Source organism: Acidimicrobiales bacterium, from assembly GCA_040219515.1.
In the GTDB taxonomy this organism is placed as follows: Bacteria; Actinomycetota; Acidimicrobiia; order Acidimicrobiales; family Aldehydirespiratoraceae; genus JAJRXC01.
On sequence record JAVJSI010000012.1, the window covers coordinates 271,512 to 293,950 of the forward strand.

The following is a 22,439-nucleotide window of genomic DNA, read 5'->3' on the forward strand; positions in this document are numbered from 1 at the left end:
CGCGGCGCCCTGTCTAGAACGCTGTGCAAGAACTAGGGTCCAGCCATGACCCAGGCGCCCTTGGCCTCGATGTACTTCTCGGTGCGCAACCGGGTTCTCGCCACCGTGACGCCGCTGGGCGACGACCAGCTGGTGATGTCGGTGCCGGCGTGTCCCGACTGGACCGTGCACGGGTTGCTCGCCCATCTCGTCTCGATGCCGATGGCGATCATGGACGGAGAGATCCCCGACGAGGTGCTGGGCGGCGGCGACCCCAACCCGTGGCTCCGCCGTCTGGTCGACGAGCACTCGCGCCGACCGGTCGACGAACTCGCAGCCTGGTGGGCCCACGACGACGAGCGGCTGGCGCCGGTGTTGCAGGGGGCCGGGCTGCTGCTCGCCGATCTCTTCACCCACGAGGGCGACATCCTCGGCGCGCTCGGTGTGCCGGCCGACCGCAACACCCCCGAGCTCGACTCGCAGATCGACGCGGCGATGGCCGGACTCCAAAAGGACATCGCGAGGGCCGGGCTGCCAGCGATCGCGGTGGACAACGGCACCGAGCGCCGCCAGTCGGCTCCGGGCGACCCGGGATGGGTGCTGCGGTGCGACTTCTGGACGGCGCATCGGGTGTTCAACAGCCGTCGCACCCGCGACGAGCTCCTGGCCCTGCCGCACGAGGGCGACCCGGCCCGGTACTTCGCGGCGATGCATGCCCACCTTCCCCTTCCGGAGCACAGCCTTGGCGAGTGATCCACCGAGGTTCCGGATGGGTCGTCTCGGTCAACGGCCCGAGCGGCACGCCGCTCGGGTCCGAGGACCTGATCGACTTCGACCTGTGCTGGGCGTTCGATCTCGCCGATCCGTGGGGCAACCAGTACGAGCTGAACTGCTACGACTACGACCGCATCGTGACGGACCTCGTCGATGCCGACGGTCTTCGGCCGGTCCGCTACTGGCCGGCCGACCTGCACGAACGGCACCGTTCCTCGGGCTCGGGAGACGGCTGACCGATGGCAATCGAGCTCGACCACGAGGCCGGTCAGGTGTCGTCGTCCGCCAGCGGTGCGAGTGATCCGAGGAGATCGAGCGAGCCGTCGGCGAACCAGGTCGGCCCGCTGATCTCGCCTTCCCCTCGCGTGATCTGAATCCAGCCCTGGGTGAACTCGAGACGGCGGACGACATCGTCGCTCTCCGCAGCGAGATGTACGAGCTCGAGCCCGAGCCTGGACATCGCAGGGCCGGTAGTCGTCGACGACGCCAGTCGCGCGGCACGAAGAATGCAGTCCCTGTCCGGCGATCGGCGGAGTTCGCTCGCGAGTTCGGTGTCGATGGGGGCTACCGCGGACGCCAGTTGTTCGGTGGCATCCTCCCAGTTGCCGGCGCGGCGCACGATCCGGTCGATGATCGCCATCGCCAAGGTGTGCTGGGCGGCCCAGTCTTCGATGATGTAGACGCCGCCGGGTCGGAGCCAGGGGAACACCATCTCGAGGCTCGCTCGGCTCGGTTCGTAGAGGTGGGACGCGTCATCGATCACGAGGTCGATGGGAGGACCACCGAACTCGTGGCGCAGTATCTCGACGACGTCCGGGTGGCTCTGGTCGACTCCGTAGTAGGGCCTGACGGTCTCGGTGAATCCCGAACGGGCCAAGTAGTCGGTGAGCGCCGTCTGCTCGGCTACCGCGAGTTCGATCGCGACGAGTTTCTCGGGTTGGGTGAGCGCAGCGGTGAGGGCCACGCTGCCACCCCGATAGATACCGAACTCGACGATGCGAGAGGGGGAGAGATCATCGATGACGGCCTTCAGTTGCTCGATGAGCGTCCTCGACTTGAAGACCGGTGGTGTGTCGAGTTCGCTCGCCGGTGGTGGCGGAACGGCAAAGCTGAAACGGTCCTTGCCCACTTGCACCACCCCGGGTTCGCGAAATTCGATGTCAGCCAAGATCGGGACCTTCCGTGCGGGGCCTGGAGGGTAGCAGGACGCGCACAGCCGCCTGCTCGGCGTCGACCATGCCAACGTGATGGGCCGGTCAGGCGTCGTCGTCCGACAGCGAAGCGAGTGAACCGAGGAGATCGAGCGAGCCGTCGGCGAACCAGGTCGGCCCGCTGATCTCGCCTTCCCCTCTCGTGATCTGAATCCAGCCTTCCGTGAACTCGAGGCTTCGAACGATGTCGTCGCTCTCCGCGGCGAGATGCACGAGTTCGAGGCCGAGCCTTGAAAGCCCGGGTGCGACCAACACCTTCGACGCGAGCCGGACGGCGCGATGGACGGTCTCGAGGCTCGGCGCATCACGCATGGCGCTGGCGAGATCGGCATCGGCAGGCTCGACAGCGATCGCGAGCTGTTCGGCGACGCGCTCCCAGCCGTCGAGGTGGTTCGCGACCTGGTCGATCATCGCCGTTCCCAGATCGTGCTGTGAGGCCCAATCCTCGATGACGTACACGCCACCGAAGCGCAGGCGGGGGAAGACGAGTTCGAAGCTCGCGCGGGTCGGCCAGTAGAGGTGGGAGGCGTCGTCCAGCACGAGATCGAGAAGGCTGTCGCCGAATTCACGGTCGAGGATGTCGGCCAGGCCCGGATCGCTCTGATCGATCCCGTAGTAGGCCCGGACGGATTCCTCGAGACCGGATCGCGACAGATAGTCGGTGAGGTCCGTTTGCTCGCCGGAATTGAGCTCGATCGCCACGAGCTTCTCCGGCCGGGCCAGCGCGGCGGTGAGCGCAACGCTGCCCCGCGGTAGATCCCGAGCTCGACGATACGAGCGGGCGCGAGATCGGCGACCAGCGCGATCAACTTCTCGACGAGAGTGCGCGTCTTGAGCACCGGTGGGCTGTCGAACCCTTCCGGGGGCGGTCCGAAATCGAAGCTGAAACGGTCGCCCCCCACTTGCACGACCCCGGGTTCGGGAAACTCGATGTCAGCCAAATCCAGGACCTTCCGTGCGGGGCCCGAGAGTAGCAGGACGCGAAACCGCCGCCTGCAGGTGACCTGACAGGCGGCGGGTTCTCGTGGCGGAAGGTATGGGATTTGAACCCATGGTGACCCGAAGGCCACAACGGCTTTCGAGGCCGCCCCATTCGTCCGCTCTGGCAACCTTCCGGCAACGAGGTTAGCGGGCCGGCGGCCGAGGCGGCGCCCGGCCGGTCAGCCGGCAGTACCCGCCAGCATCACGTTGCCGTCGCGCAGGAGCGTGAACGAGGAGTCGTCGACGGTGAACCTCGTCGCGGCCCGGATCGCGCCCCCGATGGCGAGGTCCTGTTCTGCTGTCTCGTCGTCGCAATCCGCCTCGGTGCGCGAGATGCCGTCGAATTCGATTCCCTGGCCTTCGGGAATCGCGTCGTCTTCATCGGTGGGTGCGTAGTAGACGCCCCAGGCCTCCCATTCACCGTCGCCGGTGTTGCAGCCGGTGGAGAACGTGAAGGTGCCGTCGTCGGCGAAGCTGATCGTGACCGGGTCGTCCCCGGCCGGCTCGGCCTCGCCGACGCCGCCGGCCATCTGGAACGTGGTGATCGTCCAGTCGCCGACGAGTTCGGCGCCCCGGTCGGCGGGCTCGCTGTCGCCGGCAGCGTCCGTGCCGGTGTCGGTCTCGCCAGTGTCGGTCGGGCCAGGGTCGGTCTCGCCAGGGTCGGTCGGACCGGTGTCGGTCGAGCCCGTGTCGTCGCCGCATCCCGCCGCCAGGAGGGTGATCGCGCCGACGACCAGGAGCGCTCGCGCGCAGCTGCTTCGTCGTGTGGTTCTCGGCATGGCCAAACGTTAGTGCCGACGTCCGAGCCGAGTCCCGAGTGCGTACGCACGGCGCGTACGTCGTGGCTCAGGGGGTGACCATTGCGTTCATGAGTTCGTTGGCCCGTAGGTCGAGCAGGATGAACGTGGGAGGGTTCCACACCCAGCGGGTGGCGCCGTCGATGGCGGCAACGAGCTCGGATGCTCGGGCGACCACGTCGTCGGGGCACGACTCGTCGGTGGTCGGGGTGAAGCCACCCGACGCGAAGATCTGGCCGCTGTTGGCGCCGGGCTGGCCGAATCCCTCGTAGGGGCCCGAGATGCTGAAGGTGGCGGTGTAGTCGTTGCAGCCGTCGTTGCCGGTCATCGTGCCGTCGGGGAAGAACTCGAACCAGGGTTCGCGGCCGGCGATGACCGGCTCGAGCGTGCCGTCGGCGTCGGCGAACTCGATGGGGGTGAAGCGGTCGATCAGGACGGCGTCGGATCCGCTGAGCTCGCCGTTGTTCGTCGCCGTCGTGGCGGTGGGTGAATCGGCGTCACTGTTGGCAGTCTCCTCGGCGGTTGTGCCGGCGGGGCCGTAGCGGTCCGCGTTGCCGTCACCGCTGCCCCCGCAGGCCGCTGCGGTGAGCGACAACGCGACGAGCACCAGTGCGACACGATTCATGTCGCGACGCTAATCCGACGGGGATCCGCCGCGCCGGGTGACGAAGAAGTCGGTGAGGAGGCGGGCGCATTCCTCGGCCCTGACCCCGTGGGTGGTGGCGAACTCGTGGTTGAGGCGCGGGTCGCTGCCGAGGCTGTAGAGCGAGCCGCAGGCGCCGGCCTTCATGTCGGCGGCACCGAAGACGACCCGGCCGACGCGCGCCTGCTGGAGCGCGCCGGCGCACATCGGGCACGGCTCGAGGGTGACGACCACCGTTGCATCGGTGAGACGCCAAGAGCCGAGCGCGGCGGCAGCGTCACGGACGGCCAGCAGTTCGGCGTGGGCGGTCGGGTCGTTGGTCGCTTCGCGTTCGTTGTGACGGCGGGCGACGACACGGCCGTCAATCACGACCAGGGCACCGACGGGCACGTCGTCGTGGGCGATCGCGAGCGTCGCCTCCTCGATGGCCAGCCCCATCAGGGCGTCGTCGGTCGGATACTGGAGATCGCTCACGGCGGCGAGCGTAGCGGCGCCGGTCAGACGGTTGCGGTGCGCAGTTCTCGTGACCCGGCCGTTGCCTTCGCCCGATAGAAGAGTTGCATGGCACCGAAGTCCGCCACGACGAGGCCCACCAGCGCAAGGACGATGTTGCCGGTCTCGTTCAGCAATCCGGTGAGAAGGATCGCAACCGAGCCGAGGACCCACGTGATGTCGGCAATGGACACCACGAGGCTCTCGGTTCGCAGCAGGGGCGCATCGAGCCGTGAGATCACCAGCACGGCGACGGCGAAGAGGATGAGGCCGCCGCCCAGCAGGCGCGTGACGGTGACGTGGTCGATGTCGAGTTCGCGGGAGAGCCACGACCCGGTGACGAGGGCGACGGCGCCGCAGACGAACGAGAACGTGGCATTGGCCCGGAGCACGAGACGAAGCCGTGCGACGGCATCACCGCCTGTGTGGCTGACAGGGTCTGTGCGGTCGAGAGTGGGGGCGTGGTCGAGAGTGTCTGTGTGGTCGGTCATGGGTCGACCGTCGCATCGAACCGGCCGACGAGGCGATGACTCGTGAGGTAATCGTCGCGGTGACCCGCCGGTTCCTACGATGGCACCATGGCCCAACCCGCACCGGCGATCGTCTTCGGCGAGGAGCTCCGACGTCGGCGTGAGGCCCGGCGCTACAGCCAGCTCGCCCTCGCGGCCGACGCCGAGGTCTCGCAACGTCACCTCAGTTTTCTCGAGAACGGGAAGTCGAAGCCGAGCCGCGAGATGGTGCTCCACCTCGGGCGGACGCTCGATCTCGCGTTGCGCGACCAGAACCTGCTGCTCGCGGCGGCCGGCTACTCGGCCGAGTACACCGAACGCGGCCTCGACGATCCCGCCCTCGACGAGGTTCGCCACATGCTCGAGATCGTCCTCGCCGCCCACGGTCACATCCCCGCGTATGTCGTCGATCGCGGTTGGGATCTCGTGCTCGCCAATCCGGCGGCGCTCGGACTGAGCGCGTTGGCCGGTCTCGACCCGCCGATCGAGGTGGCACTCAACGTGATGCGAACCTGCTTCCACCCCGACGGAATTCGTTCGAGGATCCTCGAGTGGGAGCAGTTCGCCACCGTGCTCCTCCACCGGCTCGAACGGGAGATCATCGATCGCCCGTTCGACGATCGACTCGCCGACCTGCTTGCCGAGGCCCGCACCTATCCCGGCGTCGCCGACCTTCCCGACCGGCTGCCGTTCCCCACGGGCAATGACCTCGTCGTGCCGATGCAGGTCGAAACGGCGGTGGGCACCCTTCGCTTCATCTCGATGATCGCCACGATCGGCGAACCCTTCGACGTCACGCTCTCCGAGCTGCGCATCGAGACGCTGCTGCCGGCCGACCGCTTCACCGAAACCACCCTCCGAGAAAGGCTCCCATGAGCGACACCCCCGACGTGCTCGAGCACTACCTCCGCATGTGGAACGAACGGGATCCCGAGCGGATCCGTGATCATCTCGATCGCTGCGTGGGCGACGACTGTTGGTGGGTCGACCCATTGCACCAACACGTGGGATGTGACGCCCTCGAAGCCAACGTCCGCGAGTTCCGGTCGACCTACCCCGACGCCGAGCTCGGCCTCGCGAGCAACATCGACAGCCACAACGACCGTCATCGCTACGAGTGGTACATCACATCGAGCCCCGGTGAGCTGTTGATCAAGGGCTTCGACGTGGTGACCGTCGACCCGTCATCGGGTCTGATCAACCGGGTCGACGGGTTCTTCGGTGAATTGGAACGTTCGGGTCCGGTGTGACTCGCTCGGTGTAGCTACAGGCCCGCGTAGTAGTCGTAGCCGCGTTCGCCCCAGTAGTCGGCCCCCTGCTCGGTGCGGAAGTGGATCTGCCCGATGCGCTTGATCTGCTTGATGCCGTACTTGAGCGGCGTGGCGAGCCGGAGCGGGGCTCCGTTGCGGTCGTTGATCGGCACGTCGAAGTTGTCGTAGACGAGCAGGGACTGGTCGTGGCGCATCGTCTCGATGTCGACGGTGACGTAGTAGTCGCCGTCGGGCGTCTCGAGGTAGATGTCGGAGATGTCGTCGGGGAGTCGGTCGGCATGGAGCGCCATGAAGTCCGAGAAGCGGGCACCCTGCCAGTTGGTGATCTGGGCCCAACCCTCGATGCACTTGTGTTCGATGGTCATCTCGTGGCGCGGGAGCGCCTTGATGTCGTCGAGCGTGTGGGTGGCGAGCTGCTCGCCGTCGGGGCCGAACACGTCGAGCTGCCACGAGTCGAGATCGATCTCGTCGCGGATGCCGATCAGCCCGTTGACCCGCAGGATGTCGGCCGACTCCCGCGAGAACGTGCGGGCCTGGTGGTCCTCACGGAACAACGACGACCAGATCGACTCGTTGAGCTCGTGGCCGTCTCTCAGCACCTGGGGAATGTTGTCGGCTTCGGGCTGGTCCTGGATCCAGCGCCAGCCCCGGTAGCCGGCGAAGCTGGCGACACCGCCGACCAGCAGCGATCGTCGTGCCCGGCGCCGGTACTCCTCTTCGGTGAGCTCCGGTTGTTCAGGCATCCGACGTCACCTCCTCGATGCTCGTCGTGCTCGTCGTGCTCGTCGTGCTCGTCGAGGTCGTCGGCTCGGCGGCTCGATCCTGGAGTTCGTAGCCGGTGATCATGCTGGTGAACATGCGCCAGCCCGACCGGGCCACCTGGAGGATGTGGATCACGAAGAAGACGACGAACAGGAAGGTCACGCTGAAGTGGATGATGCGGGCCGAGGTGTAGCCGCCGAGCAGCCAGGTCAACGCGCTGAGCTGTGTGGGCTTGAAGATCGCGAAGCCCGAGAGGATCGCCAACGCGCCGAGGACCAGCACCAGTGAGTAGGTGAGTCGTTGCGCTTCGTTGTAGCGACCTCGCCGGGGTGGGGCCTCCTTGCGGAGGTGGAGGTCGTGCAGCACCGTGCGGGTGACGTCGCGCACGACCCCTTTGACATGCTGGCGGGTGGGGAAGATCTGCCGCCACTCGCCGGTGCGCCAGATGTAGATCGCGTAGGCGACCCCGTTGAGGGTGAACAGCCAGGCGAAGGTGAAGTGGAACGCGAGCCCGCGGGCGAGGCGGCGATCCAGGTCGAGCGACTCGTTGAACCCGTCGGGGAAGAAGGCGAACCATTCCCAACCGAAGAGGCCGAAGGCGTAGACCTCTTCGGCCCGATAGATCCGCAAGCCGCTGTAGATCATGATCACCAACAGCGGGAAGTTGATCCAGTGCATCCAGCGGTTGCCTCGACGGTGCCTGCGCACCGCCACCCGGGTGGGCGTTGCCTCTTCGTGAAGGTTTGCCACGCCCACTCAACGTATGTCCTGCGGGATTGGTTCCCGCTGATGACCCGTCAGTCGTGGCCGTCGTTGACGGCGGGGGTCGGCGCTCGGCGTGAGCGGACGATCTCGTCGATGATGAAGAGCACGCAGCCGACCACCACGAACATGTCGGCCACGTTGAACACCGCGTACCAACTGACGTCGATGAAGTCCACGACTTTGCCCGACAGCAATCCGTCGTCGGCTCGGAAGATGCGGTCGAGCAGATTGCCGAGCGCGCCGCCCAGGATCGCGGCATAGAGCCAACTGCGGACCGCGCGTTCTTCGCGGAAGATCTGCCAGGCGATGAACCCGGACAGGGCGACCACGAGGAGGCCGACCAGGTGGCCGCTGCCGCTGCCGGTACTGAACGAGAACCCGCTGTTGAACGCAAGGTCGAACTCGAGCGACGGCAGCACGTCGATGGTGCTGCCGTCGCCGAGTCGTCCGAGCGCCCATTCCTTGGTGGCCTGGTCGAGGGAGACGATCCCGATCACGATGAGTGCGGCGTAGGCCAGCCGTCGCCGCTGAGACATGGCCGACACGGTAGCGGCGAGTGGGGCGGCGGCGTGGCCGACCGTCAGTTCGAAACGAGTTCGTCCATCGCCGCCAGTGAGGTGGTGAGCCCGGCGGCCGACTCTTCCATGAACGTCTCGGGATCTTCGGGGTCGGGCATGTCGACCTGCATCGTCATGAGGGTGAACCCGTCACCGGTCGGCTCGAACGTCAACGTCTGCGCGGTCGGGGGGCCGGTCGGGTCCGTCTCGCCCATGACGAACCACTCGTCGGCTTCGAGGCGGTCGGGTCGGTCGACCCCCGTGTAGGTGCCGTGCCAGGCCATCTGGCCGAAGCCGGGGACCACCATCACGTAGTGATAGCGGCCACCCTCGACCGGGTCGGACTCGCAGACCGGCATCTCCGAGCCCTCCGGCGCACCGGACGGGAACCAGACTCGCAGGTCGGCGGGGTCGGTGAACGCCCGGAACACACGCTCGGGCGGCGCGCCGAACACCCGGACGCACTGATACGACGAACCGTCGTCGCTCAGTTCGATTCGGGTCGAGCCGCGCCGGGCATCGAGGGTCGAGACGTCGGTGTGGTTTGGCATTTCGGTGTGGTCTGGCATGGAAGTGCTCCTAGGGGGTTTCGGGCTGGGTATCGGAACGGGTATCGGGCTGGGAAGAATGGGGATCGGGATCGTTCGAGACGAGGACGTCGAGGGCGTCGAAGCGGGCCTGCCACACGTCCTCGAACGAGGCGAACCACTCGTGGGCGGCTTCCAGGCCGACGCCGTCGAGGCGGTAGTGGCGATGGCGGCCATCGGACCGAACCGACACGAGCGCGGCGCCGGCGAGGACCTTGAGGTGCTTCGACACCTGGGGTTGGCGCAGGCCCGAGGCCTCGACGAGGGCGGACACCGTCATCTCGGTGCCCTGATGGAGTAGCTCGACCAGGCGGCGCCGGTTCGGTTCCCCCACGGCATCGAGGACAGCGTCGGCGTCGATCACGAGGCCAACCTACATATTCCTCACAAGGAATGCAATGGCGAATGCCTCCGGCACGCGGCGAATCCCGGCCGAAGCCGGGATTCGGTGGCGGAGGGTATGGGATTTGAACCCATGGAGGCTTGCACCTCACACGCTTTCCAAGCGTGCCCATTCGGCCGCTCTGGCAACCCTCCGGGCGGAACCCGCGGTGCGGGTTCCGGACGGGAAGGGTAGCGTGTTTCGGGCAACGCCCGTTCCGGGGTGTGGCGGTCGGGTCCTGTGCAACAGGCGTCCGTGAACCGAGTCAGGGCCGGAAGGCAGCAGCTCTCAGCGGAGCCGCTTGTGTGCCGCAGATCGCCTGGCCGCCACTCCCGGGAACGGGCGCTGTCGTGCAGTGCCCGTCATCGAACAACGGGCGTGGTCGCGTCTACTCTGCGCCTAGAGTCGTGGGGGCATGGCCTACCAGTCGTTGTATCGCCGATATCGACCGCAGAAGTTCTCCGAGATCCGTGGTCAGCAGCACATCGTTTCGGCGCTGAAGAATGCCGTCGCCAAGGGTGAGGTGGGCCACGCCTACCTGTTTCACGGACCGCGTGGCACGGGAAAGACCACCTCGGCCCGGGTGCTCGCAAAGGCGCTGAACTGCACGAATCCGGGCGACGATTCCGAGCCCTGCGGCGAGTGCGAGAGCTGCCTGGCCATCGAGGAGGGACGTTCGTTCGACCTCCACGAGCTCGACGCCGCGTCGAACAACGGCGTCGAGGACATGCGCGACCTCTTGGCCAAGGTCAGCCTCGGCACCCCGGGCAAGGCGAAGGTCTACATCCTCGACGAGGTCCACATGCTCACGCGGGGTGCGGAGAACGCCCTGCTGAAGACGCTCGAAGAGCCGCCCGACCATGTCATCTGGGTGCTCGCCACGACCGAGCCGCACAAGGTCGTGCAGACCATCCGCAGCCGGTGTCAGGTGTTCGAGCTGGGCCTGCTCGGCGCCGAGGAGATGGCCGACCACGTGCGCTGGGTCATCTCCGACGCCGGGCTCGACGTCGACGAGGCCGCGATCGACCATGTCGTCTCGGTCGGCGGCGGATCGGTTCGCGACACGCTGAGCGCGCTCGACCGCGTGGTCGCCGCCGGTGGCGTGGTTGAGATCGACGAGTCGACGGACCTGCTGCTGTCGGCTTTGGCCGATCGCGACGCCACGGTCGCTCTCGCGGCCGTGGGCGACGCCCTCGGCCGGGGCAAGGACCCCCGCACGATCGGCGAGGGTGTACTCGCCGGATTGCGCGATGCGTTCCTCGCCTCGATGGGCGCACCCCAGGCCCGGCTCACCCCGAGCGAGTCGTTGCGAGCCGAGGAGATCTCGAGTCGCATGACACCGGCGGCGATGACCCGGGCGCTCGAAGTGCTCGGCACCGCGCTGGTCGACATGCGACAGGCTCCCGATGCGCGGGTCGATCTCGAGGTCGCCCTCGTCCGACTGTGCCGAGCCGACGCCGATCGCTCGATCGACGCACTCGTGGAACGGATCGACCAGCTCGAGGCCCGCGTGGCCGGCTCCCCCGCGCCGGCTCCCGCCTCCCCACCGGCCGCTGCCCCCGCCCCGGCTCCTGCGCCGGTCGCCACCGAACCGGCGGCGGCTACCGTGGTGGCGTCGTCGCCGGAAATGGCCGATGACGGACCGGGCCTGCCACCGCCCCCGAGTGCCGCACCGGTCGCGTCGCCGGAACCGGCCGCGGCCAAGGGCGAGGGACCGGCCGCAGCCGCCCGCGCTGCCTTGGCGCAGAAGCTCGGTCGGCCGGCGCCGCCCATCGAACCGATCACGAGCGAACCCGACGTCGCCGACGTGCCGCTGCCACCTCCGCCGGTGGCCGAGTCCGCCGAGCCGACGGTCGAGTCGCCGTCGGGACTCGCCGAGTTGCGACCGACGTCGCCGCGTGAGGTCGTGGGGCTCGCGGCCGATCACCTGGGGGTCGACAAGGACACCGTGGTGGCTCGCGCCAACGAGTTGCTGGGTCCGGCCGACGGCGGTCGATCACCCGATGACCTCGCCCGACTGTGGACCGCACTGGTCGACGAGTTCGATCACCCCATGCCGGCCCCGCCGCCCATCGCGGCCGTGCCCGATCTCCCGCCGGACCCCGAACCGGCGCCGGCCCCACCGACCGCCGAGCATGTTCCTGAAGAGCATGTTCCCGACGAGCCGGCGCCCGAGGAGATCGACCTGCATGATCTCGTCGATGCACCGGCCCATGCCGAGCAGTTCATCGAACAGGTGACCGAGACATTCCCCGGCGCCGAACTCCATGTCCCCGAGGAGCCATCCGAATGACCGATTCCAACGACGACGACCTGCCGATCGTGTCCGGCGTGGCGGGCATGCCCGACCTCGGCGGCCTGCTCGAGTCGGCCCAGAAGATGATGGCCGAGGCGCAAGCCGCGGCCTCGCAGATCGTCGAAGGAGTTTCCGGCGGCGGTCTCGTGAAGGTCCAGGTCGACGGTCACTTCGAGTTCCACTCGATCTCCATCGATCCGTCGGCGGTCGACACCGACGACATCGCCCTGCTCGAGGATCTGGTGCTCGCCGCGTTGCGCGACGCCTCGGCCCAGCTCCAGTCCGGTCAGCAGGGTGCGATGGGCGGGCTCGACCTCGGTGGACCCGATCTCGGCGGGCTGGGCGGTTTGCTCGGCGGCGGAGATCAGTGAGCTACTCGGCCACGGTCCAGGAACTCATCGATCAACTCGGCCGACTCCCCGGTATCGGTCCGAAGTCGGCGCAGCGGGTGGCGTTTCATCTGCTGAAGGCGCCGCCGGAGGATGCGTTGCGGCTGTCGCGGGCAATCGTCGAGGCCAAGGAACGGGTCTCGTTCTGCCAGCGCTGCTTCAACCTCTCCGAGGGCGGCGACGAGTGCGCCATCTGTCGTGACCCTCGCCGAGAGGTGCGCATGGTGTGCGTCGTCGAGGACAGCCAGGACATCGTCGCGATCGAGCGGACGCAGGAGTTTCGGGGCCGCTACCACGTGCTCCAGGGTGCCTTCAGCCCCATCGACGGGGTGGGGGTCGAGCAGCTGCGGGTGAAGGAGCTCATGACGCGGGTCGGCGAGGAGGACATCGAAGAGGTCATCGTCGCGACGAACCCGAATCTCGAAGGCGAGGCCACGGCATCGCTCCTGGTCAAGTACCTGAAGCCGATGGGCGTGCGGGTCACCCGCATCGCCAGCGGCCTCCCGGTGGGTGGCGATCTCGAGTATGCCGACGAGCTGACGCTCGGTCGGGCCCTCGAAGGCCGCCAGGTGCTCGACGCCGGCACCGCCGCCGAATCCTGACCCGTCGGGAGGCCCGATCCGTCGCGTGGGATCTCCGTCGCTGGAAAAAAGGATCGAGGCGCCGTCTCGTGCCTGCCGGGCGCGGGCGGTATGGATAGACCGGCAGGTCCGAGACGACGCCTCGAAACGTCCACGAACTCAGAGGGGAGGATGGGTTGGCATCCAGTCCGTTTCCGTGTTGCGGTTACGTTACGTTATTGACGACAAGATGACAAGCAGCTTCTGAATGTTTCTTTTCGTCATCGACGAAGACGCCCGGATGCCGCAGGTGGCTCAGGCCGACTGGGGCTCAGCCGACTGGCGCTGGGCGGCGATGGCGTCGGCCGCGTCGTCGGCCCACGGCACATCACTGTTGGGGTCCTCGACGGTGAGTGCGAGTTCGGCGCTCTGGCTCACGCCGACGCGGGAAACCGACGCCTGGATGTCGGTCATCGCCGCCTGGAGTCGATCGTGGACGTCGCGTTCGGCGGCGAGCAGGCGATCGAGCCGCTGCTGGGCCTCGTTGATGACCCGTACGGAACGTTCGCGAGCGTTCTTCTCGGCCGTGGCGAGGATCTCCTCGACCTGCTTGTCGGCTGCTTCCACGAGCTCGGCCGAGGCCTTCTCGCCTTCGGCGATCGACTTGGCGGCGACCGCGGCGGCGTCCTTGGCGATGCGCTCGGCGTCGTGTTCGGCGGCGGTGCGCACGGCATCGGCGTCCTTGGACGCCGCGGCGACGAGTTCTTCGCCGGACTTCACGGCCTGTTCGAGCACGGCGCTCACCGACGAGGAGACGCTCTTGACGCCGTCGCGCTCGAGCACGCGCATGCGCTCCGCGGCCTTGCGGAGGAGATCACGAACGGCATCGGGGTCGAGCCCGTTGTCCGTGGTGTCGAACTCGGCCCGTTCGAGGTCTTCCGGCGAAATGTCCACGACGGGCAGTATTGCACCCTGCGGCAGGTCCGTGGTGGCAGACGAACGCCCTGTGTGTTCGGCTCGGAGGCGCGTGCTCTACGCTCGCCGGAATGCAGCTCACTGAGATCGACCACATCGCCATCGCCGTCAACGACCTCGAAGCCGCCATCGCCTACTACGGCGAGGCGTTCGGTGCCGAGGTCCATCACCGGGAGATCGTCGACTCCGACGGCGTGGAAGAGGCACTCATCAAGGTCGCCGACAGCTACATCCAGCTCACGGCCGCGACCCGGGACGATTCGCCGATCGCCAAGTACCTCGAGAAGCGGGGCGAGGGCCTGCACCATGTGGGATACCGCGTCGACGACTGTGCCGAGGCGCTCGCGCAGATGGTCGAGGCGGGAGCCACCCCGATCGACAAGGCCCCTCGACCCGGATCGCGTGGCACCACGGTGGCGTTCGTGCACCCCAAGGGCAGCTTCGGCACGCTCATCGAACTCGTCCAGGAGTAGGCCCGATCAGAGGGTGATCACGCCGGTGGGGGTGAAGAGCGTGGCCGAGAGCATCATCTCGCCGCGCCCCACGTCGACGGGAACGGCGTATTCGCCGAGCCGACTGCCGATGGCCGGATCGGGGTGGCGGAGGTCGAGTGACAGCAGCTCGCAGCCGGGTGCGGCGGTGGCCGCCGGGGTCGCACCGGGCCATTCGATCAGGAAGGGCAGCACGCCGTCGCCGTCGAGCGGCGGTGCGGTCAGGCGCCACTTCAGCACCTGACCCGAAGGGGTGGTGCGATGCATCGCGAATGCGTCGCCGGGGTCGACGCCGCGGGACCGTGCCCAGTCGATCCACAGGTCGATGTGGGGAACGCCGGCTGCCCAGGCCACGAGTCGCGGGCGGTCGAGGTCGTCGATGCCGAACGGTCGCGGACCCGGCGGGTCGCCCTGGGACGGATCGGGACCGACGATCTCGAGATAGGTCGAGCCCCCGAGCGCCAGCAGCACGTTGCGCGACCCGAGACCGTCGTGACTTCCACCGACCGACGGCTCGACACCCCACGAGTCGCGGATCTCGGCGACGGTGTCGTCGAGGTCGGGTGTGGCGTAGACGAGATGGTCGATCGTGGCTTCGAGCCGGGCTGCGCGATTGATCGAGGGGTCCTTGGGCCGGCCGCCGAGATCGACGGCGACGAGGCCTCGCACGTCGGCGAGCGAGTCGTGGCGGTCGAGGGTCGCCGAGCGACCGTCGGCGAGAGTGAACCGGCCACGAACGCCGGGCCGCGCCCGACCGACCCGATCGGGAAAGCCGATGGCCAGCGCGGCACCGGCGTCGCGCGGGTCGACGTCCGTTTCGACGATGCCCTGACGGCGGGCGAGGTCGGCGGCCCGGTCGCGTACCTGACGCAGGGCGCGACCATCGGCGTCGGGATGATGGCGGTCGCGGTCGAGCAAGAGCAGCAGACGCTCGTCGAGATCGGCCGGCAGGTCGGCGGGTCGCCCCCGGAGGACATCGCGATCCTCGAGCAGCGCGGCCAGCAGGCACGACAGCCACGGGTGCCGCGACTCGACCACCATACGGGCGAGCCGAGGGTGGGCCGGGACCCTGGCCATCCAGAGGCCGAGCTCGGTGGGCGCGCCGGCGTCATCGACGGCGCCGAGACGGCGCAGCAGGGCGACGCCATCAGCCCAGCTCTGGGCGGGCGGCTGGTCGAGGAACGGCACCTCGGCCGGGTCGGTGATGCCCCGCTGGGCGAGGTCGAGCACGAGATCGGACAACTCGACCTCGGTGATCGCCGGCGGAAGGAAGGGCGCCCGTCCGCCGTGCTCGACCTTCGACCACAGGCGAATGGCCACGCCGGGACCGGTGCGACCGGCGCGGCCGGCTCGCTGCTCGGCCGAGGCCCGCGACGTGGTGACGGTGTGCAGGGCGGTCATGCCGGTGCGGGAATCGTGGCGGGGCACCCGCGCCAGCCCGGAGTCGACGACCGAGCCGATCCCCTCGACGGTGAGACTCGTCTCGGCCAGATCGGTGGCGAGCACGACGCGCCGCATCGACCGGGGGATGAGGGCCGCATCCTGCTCGGCCGCAGGGAGCGAGCCGTGGAGGGGCAGCACGGCGGGCCCGTCGGGGCCGAGATGGCCGGCGAGTTCGCGTTCGACTCCACGGATCTCGCCGACCCCCGGAAGGAACACGAGGACGTCGTCGTGGCCGCGCAGTGCCTCGTCGACGGCGCGGACCACCGCGGGCACGAGCGGATCTCGTCGGCGGCGCCGGGGCCGCCACTTGATCTCGATCGGGTGCGTCCTTCCGGCCGACGCGACGACAGGGGCCGGCTCGCCGATGCCGAGCAGGGTGGCCACCGCCGCCGTGTCGATGGTGGCCGACATCACGAGCAGGCGGGCGCGGAGTCCGTGGTGGATGCGGGAATGAAGGGCCAGCGCGAGGCCGGTGTCGCCCGGCAGGGAACGCTCGTGGAACTCGTCGAAGATGACCAGACCGGTGCCCGCCAGCGCCGGGTCGTGAACGAGGCGGGCCGTCAGCACGCCTTCGGTGACGACCTCGATGCGCGTGCCGGGGCCGACCCGGCGGTCGTCGCGGGTCACCCAGCCCACCGTCTGACCGGGCTCCTCGCCGAGCATCGTCGCCATCCGTCGCGCCGCCGCGCGCGCCGCGACCCGGCGGGGCTCGAGCAACACGATCTTGTTGCCCTCGAGCCATCGTTCGTCGAGCAGCCGCAGGGGCACGAGCGTGGTCTTTCCCGCCCCGGGCTCGGCTTGCAGCACCGCGTGGCCGGTCGTGGTGAGGGCCTCGCGGAGCTGGTCGATCACTTCTTCGACCGGGAGGTCGGTGGGCGGCAACTGCATCGTACGCATCATGGCGCGCGCACCGAGTGTGTGTGCCACCCGCATCCGTGTGCGAGGCTCCGACGATGGAGGTTCGAACACGGTGAAAGTCCATCTGGTCGACGGCACCTACGAGCTGTTCCGTTACCACTACGCGCCCTCGAACAAGGACACACGACTCGGCGCGCAGCGGGGTGTGCTCAACACCGTGCTCGACCTCGTGTCCGATGGCGCGACGCACATCGGGATCGCGACGGACCAGGTCATCGAGTCGTTTCGCAACGACCTCTACGACGGCTACAAAGACGGCAGCGGCGTCGAACCCGACCTGCTGGCCCAGTTCCCCGAAGTCGAGGAGCTGCTCGAACTCGCGGGCTTCGCCGTCTGGCCCCAGGTCACCCACGAGGCCGACGACGGTATGGCAGCGGGCGCAGCGATGGCTGCAGCGGACCCCCGTGTCGAGCAGGTGATCATCTGCACTCCGGACAAGGACCTGGCCCAGTGCGTGACCGCCGACGGCCGGATCGTGCAGCTCGATCGTCGGCGCGAGATCGTCTACGACCGGGCAGGGGTCATCGAGAAGTTCGGCGTGCCGCCCGAGTCGATCCCCGACTATCTCGGGGTGGTCGGTGACGCCGCCGATGGGTTCCCCGGTCTCCAGGGCTGGGGCGCGAAGTCGGCGGCCAAGATCCTCACCCGTTTCGGCCACATCGACGCAGTGCCGTTCGACATCGCCGAGTGGGACGGCGTCGACGTGCGGGGCGCGGCCAAGCTGGCGATGACCCTGCGCGAGAACCTCGAGGATGCGCTGCTCTTTCGTCGCATCGCCACGGTCGACCTCGATGCGCCGGTGAGCGCCTCCGTCGACGACATGGTGTGGACCGGCCCCTCGGCCGGCTTCGACGAGCGTTGTGCCGAGGTCGGCGCCGACCGGGTTGCGGCCCGGGCCCACGAACTCTTCGCGACCTACGAGGCGTGAGATGGATCCGGACAAGGCAGTGAGGCTCGCGGCCGAGGTCGACCCCGACCTCGCCGACCGGCTTCGCTTCATCTACGAGATCGACCGGTTGAAGTCGGTCCTGCGCCGCAACCTGTTGGCCGACGCATCGCGCAACGAGAACAGTGCCGAGCACTCGTGGCACCTCGCGATGGTGGCGATCGCGATGGCACCCCATGCCGCCGAGGCGGTCGACATCGAACGGGTGATCCGCATCCTGCTGGTCCACGACATCGTCGAGGTCGACGCGGGCGATGTCGACATCTACGACGTGGAGGGCCGCAAGGCCAAGGAGGCCGAGGAGATCGCGGCCGCCGATCGGATCTTCGGCCTGCTGCCCGAGCCGCAAGGCTCGGAGCTGCGGGCGCTCTGGGACGAGTACGAGGCCCGTGTCACACCCGAGGCTCGCTTCGCCTACGCCTGCGACCGGCTGCAGCCGCTGATGCTCAACCTGGCCACCGGGGGATCGACCTGGCATGCCCGCGGGGTCACCTCGTCGCAGGTGAAAGCGATCAACGGCGCCCTCGCCGAGGGTCTGTCCGGCGTGTGGCCCGTGGCCGAGCGACTGATCGACGAGTCGGTCGCCGACGGGTCCCTCAGTCCCTGATCAGCCAGTCCCTGATCAGCTGCTCCGCAGGTCGCGGGCGGCCACCAGTACGCCGTCGAGATCGGCACTGACCCAGGCGCCGGGCCTGATCGTCGCACCGCAGAACGTGACCTCCACATCGCGGTCGCCGAGGCCTCTCTTCTCGGTCTTGCGCGGGTTGGTTCCCAGCGCGTGGATGGCCAGATCGGTCTCGGCCAGAATCGCTGCATCGCGTACCGCGCCGTAGACGAGGATGCCCGACCAGCCGTTGGCGGCCGCCTTGGCCGCCAGCTGGTCGCCGACGACGGCCCGCCGCCGCGACCCTCCCGCATCGACCACGAGCACCTTGCCGGTGCCGTCCTCCGCCACTGCCTCGCGCACCAGAGAGTTGTCCTCGAAGAGCTTGAGGGTGACGGCGGTGCCGGCCATCCGGTCGCGCCCGCCGAGTGAACGAAAGACATTGTCGAGGACGGTGACCTCGTCGTCGTGATCGTCGCAGAGATCGGCGGTGGCGGGGAGATCGGTCACGAGTGTCATTCTGTCAGCCCGGAGCATCGCCGGCTGTCTGTGGGATCATCGGGTGATGCGGTCACTTCTCGCAGTAGGCCTTCTCGTGGCGCTGGTCGCCGCGGGCTGTGGCGACACCGACGGCGGGGTGGTCGCCGACGAGCTGACGACCTCGACCAACGCTCCGGCGACTACGGCGACCGTGCCGACGACCTCGACCACCCTGCCGACGTCGACGTCGGTGAGCACGGTGACCGTCGTGCCCAGTGACGTCGACCCCTACGGCACGGCGCTGGAGGTCATGGGCATGCGATGGTCCACCATCGAGATCTGGGCCGACGGCTGGGTCGAGATCGCCGCGAAGGTGACGGGATCGCCGGTCCTCGATCGTGACTCGGAGATCGGCCGGCTCTTCCCCGATGAGGTGCATGATGCCATCGAGGCCGCGGGCGCAACCGACATGCTCGCCGCCTACGAGGCGGTGACCAGCGCCGGGCTCGTGAGTGACGTGCTTGCGGTCTTCGCCGAGCACCCAGAGGCTCGCGATGCCGTTCTCGGCGGGCCGGCCACGCTGGCGAACACGGTGTCCACCACCACCGATGGGGCCGCATGGACCACACGAGCGATCGACTACATCGCGCCCGGTGAGCTGTGGACGTCGGCATCGACGGGCGATCGGATCGCCCTGGTTCTCGGTGAGCGCGACGAGACGACCCTTCAGCTCGCCACGACCCACGATCTCGACACCTGGACCGTTGCGTCGGTCGAGACCGCCTCCACCGTCGGTGTCGGCATGTACGACGTCGTCGCTTTGGCCGACGGCTGGCTGTTGACGGCCCTCTCCTACGAGACCGGGAGCGTTGCGGCGGCCTGGATCGTGTCCGACGACGGTACGGCGACCGAGACAGCGCTGCCGGGCGAGATCGGCTGTTGTCGGTTGGAGGCGACGGCGACCGGAGTGTTCGCCCATGCCGGCAACATCGGTGAATCGTCGTCGGCCTGGTTCTCCGGCGACGGGATCGACTGGGAACCGCGAGAGATTCCCGATGGACAGCGGATCACGGGCGCGGCGTCCGTTCGCGACGGCATCGTGATCTCCACGAGGGACGACGCCGCGGCCGTCACCACACAGTGGCGGGCGACGCCGGAGGGCGAGGACTGGACGGTCACCGAGCTACCCACCGAGATCGAGGGGGAGGTCGCCGTCGTCGACGACGACCACGAGGGGGTGGCGCAGTTCGTCGCCGTGCCGGGCTGGGGCCAACGGGGCTACCAGCCGCCGCTTCCCGCGGTGTCGTTCTCGATCGAATCCGAGGGGATCCGGTTCGACTTCACGATCGGCGAGTCGGCCGTCGACGAGCCCTTCGCGGTGACGGCGACCGACCTCGCGAGCGGTGTGGTGGTCTTCGACCGAGCCGGTCCGATCATCGGCGAACTGCCGATGTGGGCGCACACCGACAGAGCCGAGTTGCAGTTCTTCGACGAGAACGACGAGCTTGTGGTCGCCGTGCCGTTGGAGTCCGCTCAGGCGGCCTATGGCGCAGCGGTGGAGGACGCGCGGGCCGCGGCGGCGGTGAACCGTTCGCCGGTCGAGCAAGCGTTCCTCACGTCCACGTATCTGCTCTTCACCTTCGACGGCATCACGTGGTCGTCGACGATCGTGGAGTCGACGGCGGGTGAGTCCGCGGGATGGCTGGTTGGCTCGATCAACGGCTCGCGCGCGTTGCTCGAAGATGGTGACAGCGGCTACCGGGTGATCGACCTCGACGATGGGTGATCCGGTCAGCGAACGGTACGTCAGCCTTCGGCGGCGAGCACCTCGCTGATGCCGACCGGTGCGGCGGTTTCCAGCTGGCCGTAGTTGCAGGAGCTCGCGTCGCGGTCGGGGCGCCAGCGGACGAATCGGGTGGTGCCTCGGAAGCGGCCGTTGAGCACCGCCTCGTACTTCACCTCGGCCACCAGGTCGCACGTCATCGGAACCCACGTGGCGGTGTCGCGCCCCTGGCTCCAACGGTTCGGGGTGCCGGGCATGAGGCCGCCTTCGTGGGCCTCGGGGTTCATCCATTCCGACCACGGATGCGTCGACGGGTCCTCGAGCACGTAGGGGGCGAGGGTCTCGATCAGCTCCGCCCGCAGACTCGCCTTGAAGCTGGAGGCGACACCCATGTGTTGCAGGCGACCCTCGTGGTCGTGGAGGCCGACGAGCATCGAGCCGACACCGTCGCCGTCCTTGTGGAGGCGGTAGCCGGCCACGACCACATCGGCAGTGCGGGTGTGTTTCACCTTGTACTGGGTGCGCTTGTTCGGCGCGTAGGTGCCGTCGCGGGGCTTCGCGATCAGTCCGTCGAGCCCGGCCCCCTCGAAGGCGACGTACCACTCGTGGGCGATCGTGCGGTCGAGCGTGGAGGGCACGAGATGGATCGGGGCCTCGAACGACTCGCCGATCGCTTCGAGGATCTGGCGGCGGTCACGGAACGGTTCGTCGGTGAGGTCGGTGTCGTTCACGGCCAACACGTCGAAGGCGACGAACTCGGCCGGCGTCTCCTCGGCCAGACGGTTGATGCGTGACTCGGCGGGGTGGATGCGCTGCTGGAGTGAGTCGAAGCCGAGGTGATCGTCGACGGTCACGATGATCTCGCCGTCGATGACGCAGCGGTCGGGCAACGACTGCTTCAGCGGTTCGATCAGCTCGGGGAAGTAGCGGGTGAGGGGCTTCTCGTTGCGTGACCCGAGGTGGACCTCGTCGCCGTCGCGAAAGACGATGCAGCGGAAGCCGTCCCACTTCGGCTCGAACGCGAGGTCACCGATCTCGGGGATGCCGTCGACGGCCTTGGCGAGCATCGGCTTGACGGGCGGGGTGACCGGTAGATCCATCGAGGTCAGACTAGAACTCCGGGACAGCTCCGCGGAGTGGCGCCTACTGTCCCCTCGATGACCGAGCCCCCGTCTCCCCGAACCACCGTCCGTCGCGGCGCCAACCGCGCGGTCTACGCGACCGACGAGGTGAAGGCGATCCTCGATGCCGGCCTCATCGCCCATGTGGGCGTCCAGACCCCCGACGGCCCGCTCGTGCTGCCGATGGCCTACGGCCGTGACGACGACACGCTGTATCTCCACGGCGCCGCGGCCAACCATCTGCTCGGCACCGGCGCCGGACACGAGGTGTGTGCCACCGTCACGCTCGTGGACGGACTCGTCATGGCCCGCACACCGTTCCACAATTCGATGAACTATCGCTCGGTCGTGGTGCGGGGGCTCGCCACGAAGATCGACGAGAAGGCGGCCAAGCTCCGGGCGCTGAAGATCATCACCGACCACGTCGTCGAGAACTGGGACCTCGGTCGGCCGGTCAGCGACGTCGACGAGAAGAAGACGCTGGTTCTCGAGATGCCGCTGGCCGAAGCATCGGCCAAGGTCCGCGCCGGCGACCCGATCGACGAGCCCGAGGACATGGCCGGCCCCTGGTGGGCCGGGGTCATCCCGGTCACGACGACGTTCGGCGACCCCTACCCGGCCGCCGACCTCACTGCCTCACCATCCGGATCCCCAATCGCGATCCCCGGGTCCTACCAGACCCTCCAGTCCCGCGTTCTGTGACCTGTCGTGGCGACCGGTTCG

General features: G+C 68.3%; 27 protein-coding genes, 2 tRNA genes and 1 other RNA gene. 13 read left to right on the top strand and 17 right to left on the bottom strand.

Annotated features, from left to right (window positions below):
* Nucleotides 1–45 precede the first annotated feature (45 nt).
* Both RIB98_12130 and RIB98_12135 read left to right on the top strand, forming a co-directional pair.
* Nucleotides 46–732, top strand: a complete 687-nt coding sequence (locus RIB98_12130) for a hypothetical protein (GenBank protein MEQ8841720.1) — start codon at nt 46–48, stop codon at nt 730–732.
* Nucleotides 729–989, top strand: coding sequence for a hypothetical protein (locus tag RIB98_12135; protein ID MEQ8841721.1), 261 nt, complete (start codon nt 729–731; stop codon nt 987–989). The genes RIB98_12130 and RIB98_12135 overlap by 4 nt, the downstream gene beginning before the upstream one ends.
* Nucleotides 990–1,021: 32 nt before the next feature.
* Here the strand turns inward: RIB98_12135 and RIB98_12140 are convergent, their stop codons facing one another.
* The 7 genes from RIB98_12140 to RIB98_12170 form a co-directional block, all read right to left on the bottom strand.
* Nucleotides 1,022–1,921, bottom strand: a complete 900-nt coding sequence (locus RIB98_12140) for a class I SAM-dependent methyltransferase (protein MEQ8841722.1) — start codon at nt 1,919–1,921, stop codon at nt 1,022–1,024.
* 88 nt (nt 1,922–2,009) lie between these two features.
* Nucleotides 2,010–2,666 carry a hypothetical protein gene (locus tag RIB98_12145; GenBank protein MEQ8841723.1) on the bottom strand — a complete coding sequence of 219 codons (657 nt, stop codon included), beginning with the start codon at nt 2,664–2,666 and terminating at the stop codon, nt 2,010–2,012.
* A gap of 323 nt (nt 2,667–2,989) precedes the next feature.
* Nucleotides 2,990–3,079: transfer RNA gene (locus RIB98_12150), tRNA-Ser, on the bottom strand.
* Nucleotides 3,080–3,124: 45 nt separating this feature from the next.
* Nucleotides 3,125–3,724, bottom strand: a complete 600-nt coding sequence (locus tag RIB98_12155) for an META domain-containing protein (protein MEQ8841724.1) — start codon at nt 3,722–3,724, stop codon at nt 3,125–3,127.
* Nucleotides 3,725–3,791: 67 nt separating this feature from the next.
* On the bottom strand, nt 3,792–4,367 hold the full coding sequence (locus RIB98_12160; protein MEQ8841725.1) for an META domain-containing protein: 576 nt from the start codon (nt 4,365–4,367) through the stop codon (nt 3,792–3,794).
* A 9-nt stretch (nt 4,368–4,376) separates the two neighbouring features.
* Nucleotides 4,377–4,859, bottom strand: coding sequence for a tRNA adenosine(34) deaminase TadA (tadA, locus tag RIB98_12165; GenBank protein ID MEQ8841726.1), 483 nt, complete (start codon nt 4,857–4,859; stop codon nt 4,377–4,379).
* 23 nt (nt 4,860–4,882) lie between these two features.
* Nucleotides 4,883–5,368, bottom strand: a complete 486-nt coding sequence (locus RIB98_12170; GenBank protein MEQ8841727.1) for a hypothetical protein — start codon at nt 5,366–5,368, stop codon at nt 4,883–4,885.
* 87 nt (nt 5,369–5,455) lie between these two features.
* Here RIB98_12170 and RIB98_12175 point away from each other — a divergent pair, with 87 nt between their 5' ends.
* Together RIB98_12175 and RIB98_12180 are read left to right on the top strand one after the other, a co-directional pair.
* Nucleotides 5,456–6,262 carry a helix-turn-helix transcriptional regulator gene (locus RIB98_12175; GenBank protein MEQ8841728.1) on the top strand — a complete coding sequence of 269 codons (807 nt, stop codon included), beginning with the start codon at nt 5,456–5,458 and terminating at the stop codon, nt 6,260–6,262.
* Entirely contained in the window at nt 6,259–6,636 is a 378-nt protein-coding gene (locus RIB98_12180) for a nuclear transport factor 2 family protein (protein ID MEQ8841729.1), read from the top strand. Before RIB98_12175 ends, RIB98_12180 begins: the two co-directional genes overlap by 4 nt.
* A gap of 14 nt (nt 6,637–6,650) precedes the next feature.
* Here the strand turns inward: RIB98_12180 and RIB98_12185 are convergent, their stop codons facing one another.
* From RIB98_12185 to RIB98_12210, 6 genes are all read right to left on the bottom strand, one after another.
* Nucleotides 6,651–7,400, bottom strand: coding sequence for a molybdopterin-dependent oxidoreductase (locus RIB98_12185; GenBank protein ID MEQ8841730.1), 750 nt, complete (start codon nt 7,398–7,400; stop codon nt 6,651–6,653).
* The gene (locus tag RIB98_12190; protein MEQ8841731.1) at nt 7,393–8,169 is read right to left on the bottom strand and encodes a cytochrome b/b6 domain-containing protein; all 777 of its coding nucleotides are present in this window, start codon (nt 8,167–8,169) and stop codon (nt 7,393–7,395) included. Before RIB98_12190 ends, RIB98_12185 begins: the two co-directional genes overlap by 8 nt.
* 47 nt (nt 8,170–8,216) lie before the next feature.
* Entirely contained in the window at nt 8,217–8,720 is a 504-nt protein-coding gene (lspA, locus tag RIB98_12195; protein MEQ8841732.1) for a signal peptidase II, read from the bottom strand.
* A 44-nt stretch (nt 8,721–8,764) separates the two neighbouring features.
* A complete protein-coding gene (locus RIB98_12200) occupies nt 8,765–9,310 on the bottom strand; it encodes an SRPBCC domain-containing protein (protein MEQ8841733.1) in 546 nt (181 codons plus the stop codon).
* Between the two features lie 10 nt (nt 9,311–9,320).
* Nucleotides 9,321–9,692, bottom strand: coding sequence for a metalloregulator ArsR/SmtB family transcription factor (locus RIB98_12205; GenBank protein MEQ8841734.1), 372 nt, complete (start codon nt 9,690–9,692; stop codon nt 9,321–9,323).
* Between the two features lie 85 nt (nt 9,693–9,777).
* Nucleotides 9,778–9,865, bottom strand: a tRNA-Ser gene (locus RIB98_12210).
* Between the two features lie 74 nt (nt 9,866–9,939).
* Here RIB98_12210 and ffs point away from each other — a divergent pair.
* From ffs to recR, 4 genes are all read left to right on the top strand, one after another.
* An RNA gene (gene ffs, locus RIB98_12215) (signal recognition particle sRNA small type) lies at nt 9,940–10,038 on the top strand.
* An 87-nt stretch (nt 10,039–10,125) separates the two neighbouring features.
* A complete protein-coding gene (gene dnaX, locus RIB98_12220; GenBank protein MEQ8841735.1) occupies nt 10,126–12,003 on the top strand; it encodes a DNA polymerase III subunit gamma/tau in 1,878 nt (625 codons plus the stop codon).
* Nucleotides 12,000–12,377 carry a YbaB/EbfC family nucleoid-associated protein gene (locus tag RIB98_12225; GenBank protein MEQ8841736.1) on the top strand — a complete coding sequence of 126 codons (378 nt, stop codon included), beginning with the start codon at nt 12,000–12,002 and terminating at the stop codon, nt 12,375–12,377. The genes dnaX and RIB98_12225 overlap by 4 nt, the downstream gene beginning before the upstream one ends.
* Nucleotides 12,374–12,997, top strand: a complete 624-nt coding sequence (gene recR, locus RIB98_12230) for a recombination mediator RecR (protein MEQ8841737.1) — start codon at nt 12,374–12,376, stop codon at nt 12,995–12,997. Before RIB98_12225 ends, recR begins: the two co-directional genes overlap by 4 nt.
* Before the next feature lie 273 nt (nt 12,998–13,270).
* On the opposite strand, the gene RIB98_12235 is transcribed toward recR, so the two are convergent.
* A complete protein-coding gene (locus RIB98_12235) occupies nt 13,271–13,909 on the bottom strand; it encodes a hypothetical protein (GenBank protein ID MEQ8841738.1) in 639 nt (212 codons plus the stop codon).
* 92 nt (nt 13,910–14,001) lie between these two features.
* Between RIB98_12235 and mce the strand changes: the two genes are divergently transcribed.
* Nucleotides 14,002–14,403, top strand: coding sequence for a methylmalonyl-CoA epimerase (mce, locus tag RIB98_12240; GenBank protein ID MEQ8841739.1), 402 nt, complete (start codon nt 14,002–14,004; stop codon nt 14,401–14,403).
* 6 nt (nt 14,404–14,409) lie between these two features.
* Here the strand turns inward: mce and hrpB are convergent, their stop codons facing one another.
* A complete protein-coding gene (hrpB, locus tag RIB98_12245) occupies nt 14,410–16,752 on the bottom strand; it encodes an ATP-dependent helicase HrpB (protein MEQ8841740.1) in 2,343 nt (780 codons plus the stop codon).
* A gap of 82 nt (nt 16,753–16,834) precedes the next feature.
* Here hrpB and RIB98_12250 point away from each other — a divergent pair, with 82 nt between their 5' ends.
* A complete protein-coding gene (locus RIB98_12250) occupies nt 16,835–17,710 on the top strand; it encodes a 5'-3' exonuclease H3TH domain-containing protein (GenBank protein MEQ8841741.1) in 876 nt (291 codons plus the stop codon).
* Nucleotide 17,711: 1 nt separating this feature from the next.
* A complete protein-coding gene (locus tag RIB98_12255; protein MEQ8841742.1) occupies nt 17,712–18,335 on the top strand; it encodes an HD domain-containing protein in 624 nt (207 codons plus the stop codon).
* Nucleotides 18,336–18,350: 15 nt separating this feature from the next.
* Here the strand turns inward: RIB98_12255 and rraA are convergent, their stop codons facing one another.
* Entirely contained in the window at nt 18,351–18,842 is a 492-nt protein-coding gene (gene rraA, locus RIB98_12260; protein ID MEQ8841743.1) for a ribonuclease E activity regulator RraA, read from the bottom strand.
* A gap of 55 nt (nt 18,843–18,897) precedes the next feature.
* Here rraA and RIB98_12265 point away from each other — a divergent pair, with 55 nt between their 5' ends.
* On the top strand, nt 18,898–20,598 hold the full coding sequence (locus RIB98_12265; GenBank protein ID MEQ8841744.1) for a hypothetical protein: 1,701 nt from the start codon (nt 18,898–18,900) through the stop codon (nt 20,596–20,598).
* A gap of 20 nt (nt 20,599–20,618) precedes the next feature.
* Here the strand turns inward: RIB98_12265 and RIB98_12270 are convergent, their stop codons facing one another.
* The gene (locus tag RIB98_12270; GenBank protein ID MEQ8841745.1) at nt 20,619–21,695 is read right to left on the bottom strand and encodes an ATP-dependent DNA ligase; all 1,077 of its coding nucleotides are present in this window, start codon (nt 21,693–21,695) and stop codon (nt 20,619–20,621) included.
* Nucleotides 21,696–21,752: 57 nt separating this feature from the next.
* Between RIB98_12270 and RIB98_12275 the strand changes: the two genes are divergently transcribed.
* Entirely contained in the window at nt 21,753–22,418 is a 666-nt protein-coding gene (locus RIB98_12275; protein ID MEQ8841746.1) for a pyridoxamine 5'-phosphate oxidase family protein, read from the top strand.
* Nucleotides 22,419–22,439 lie beyond the last annotated feature (21 nt).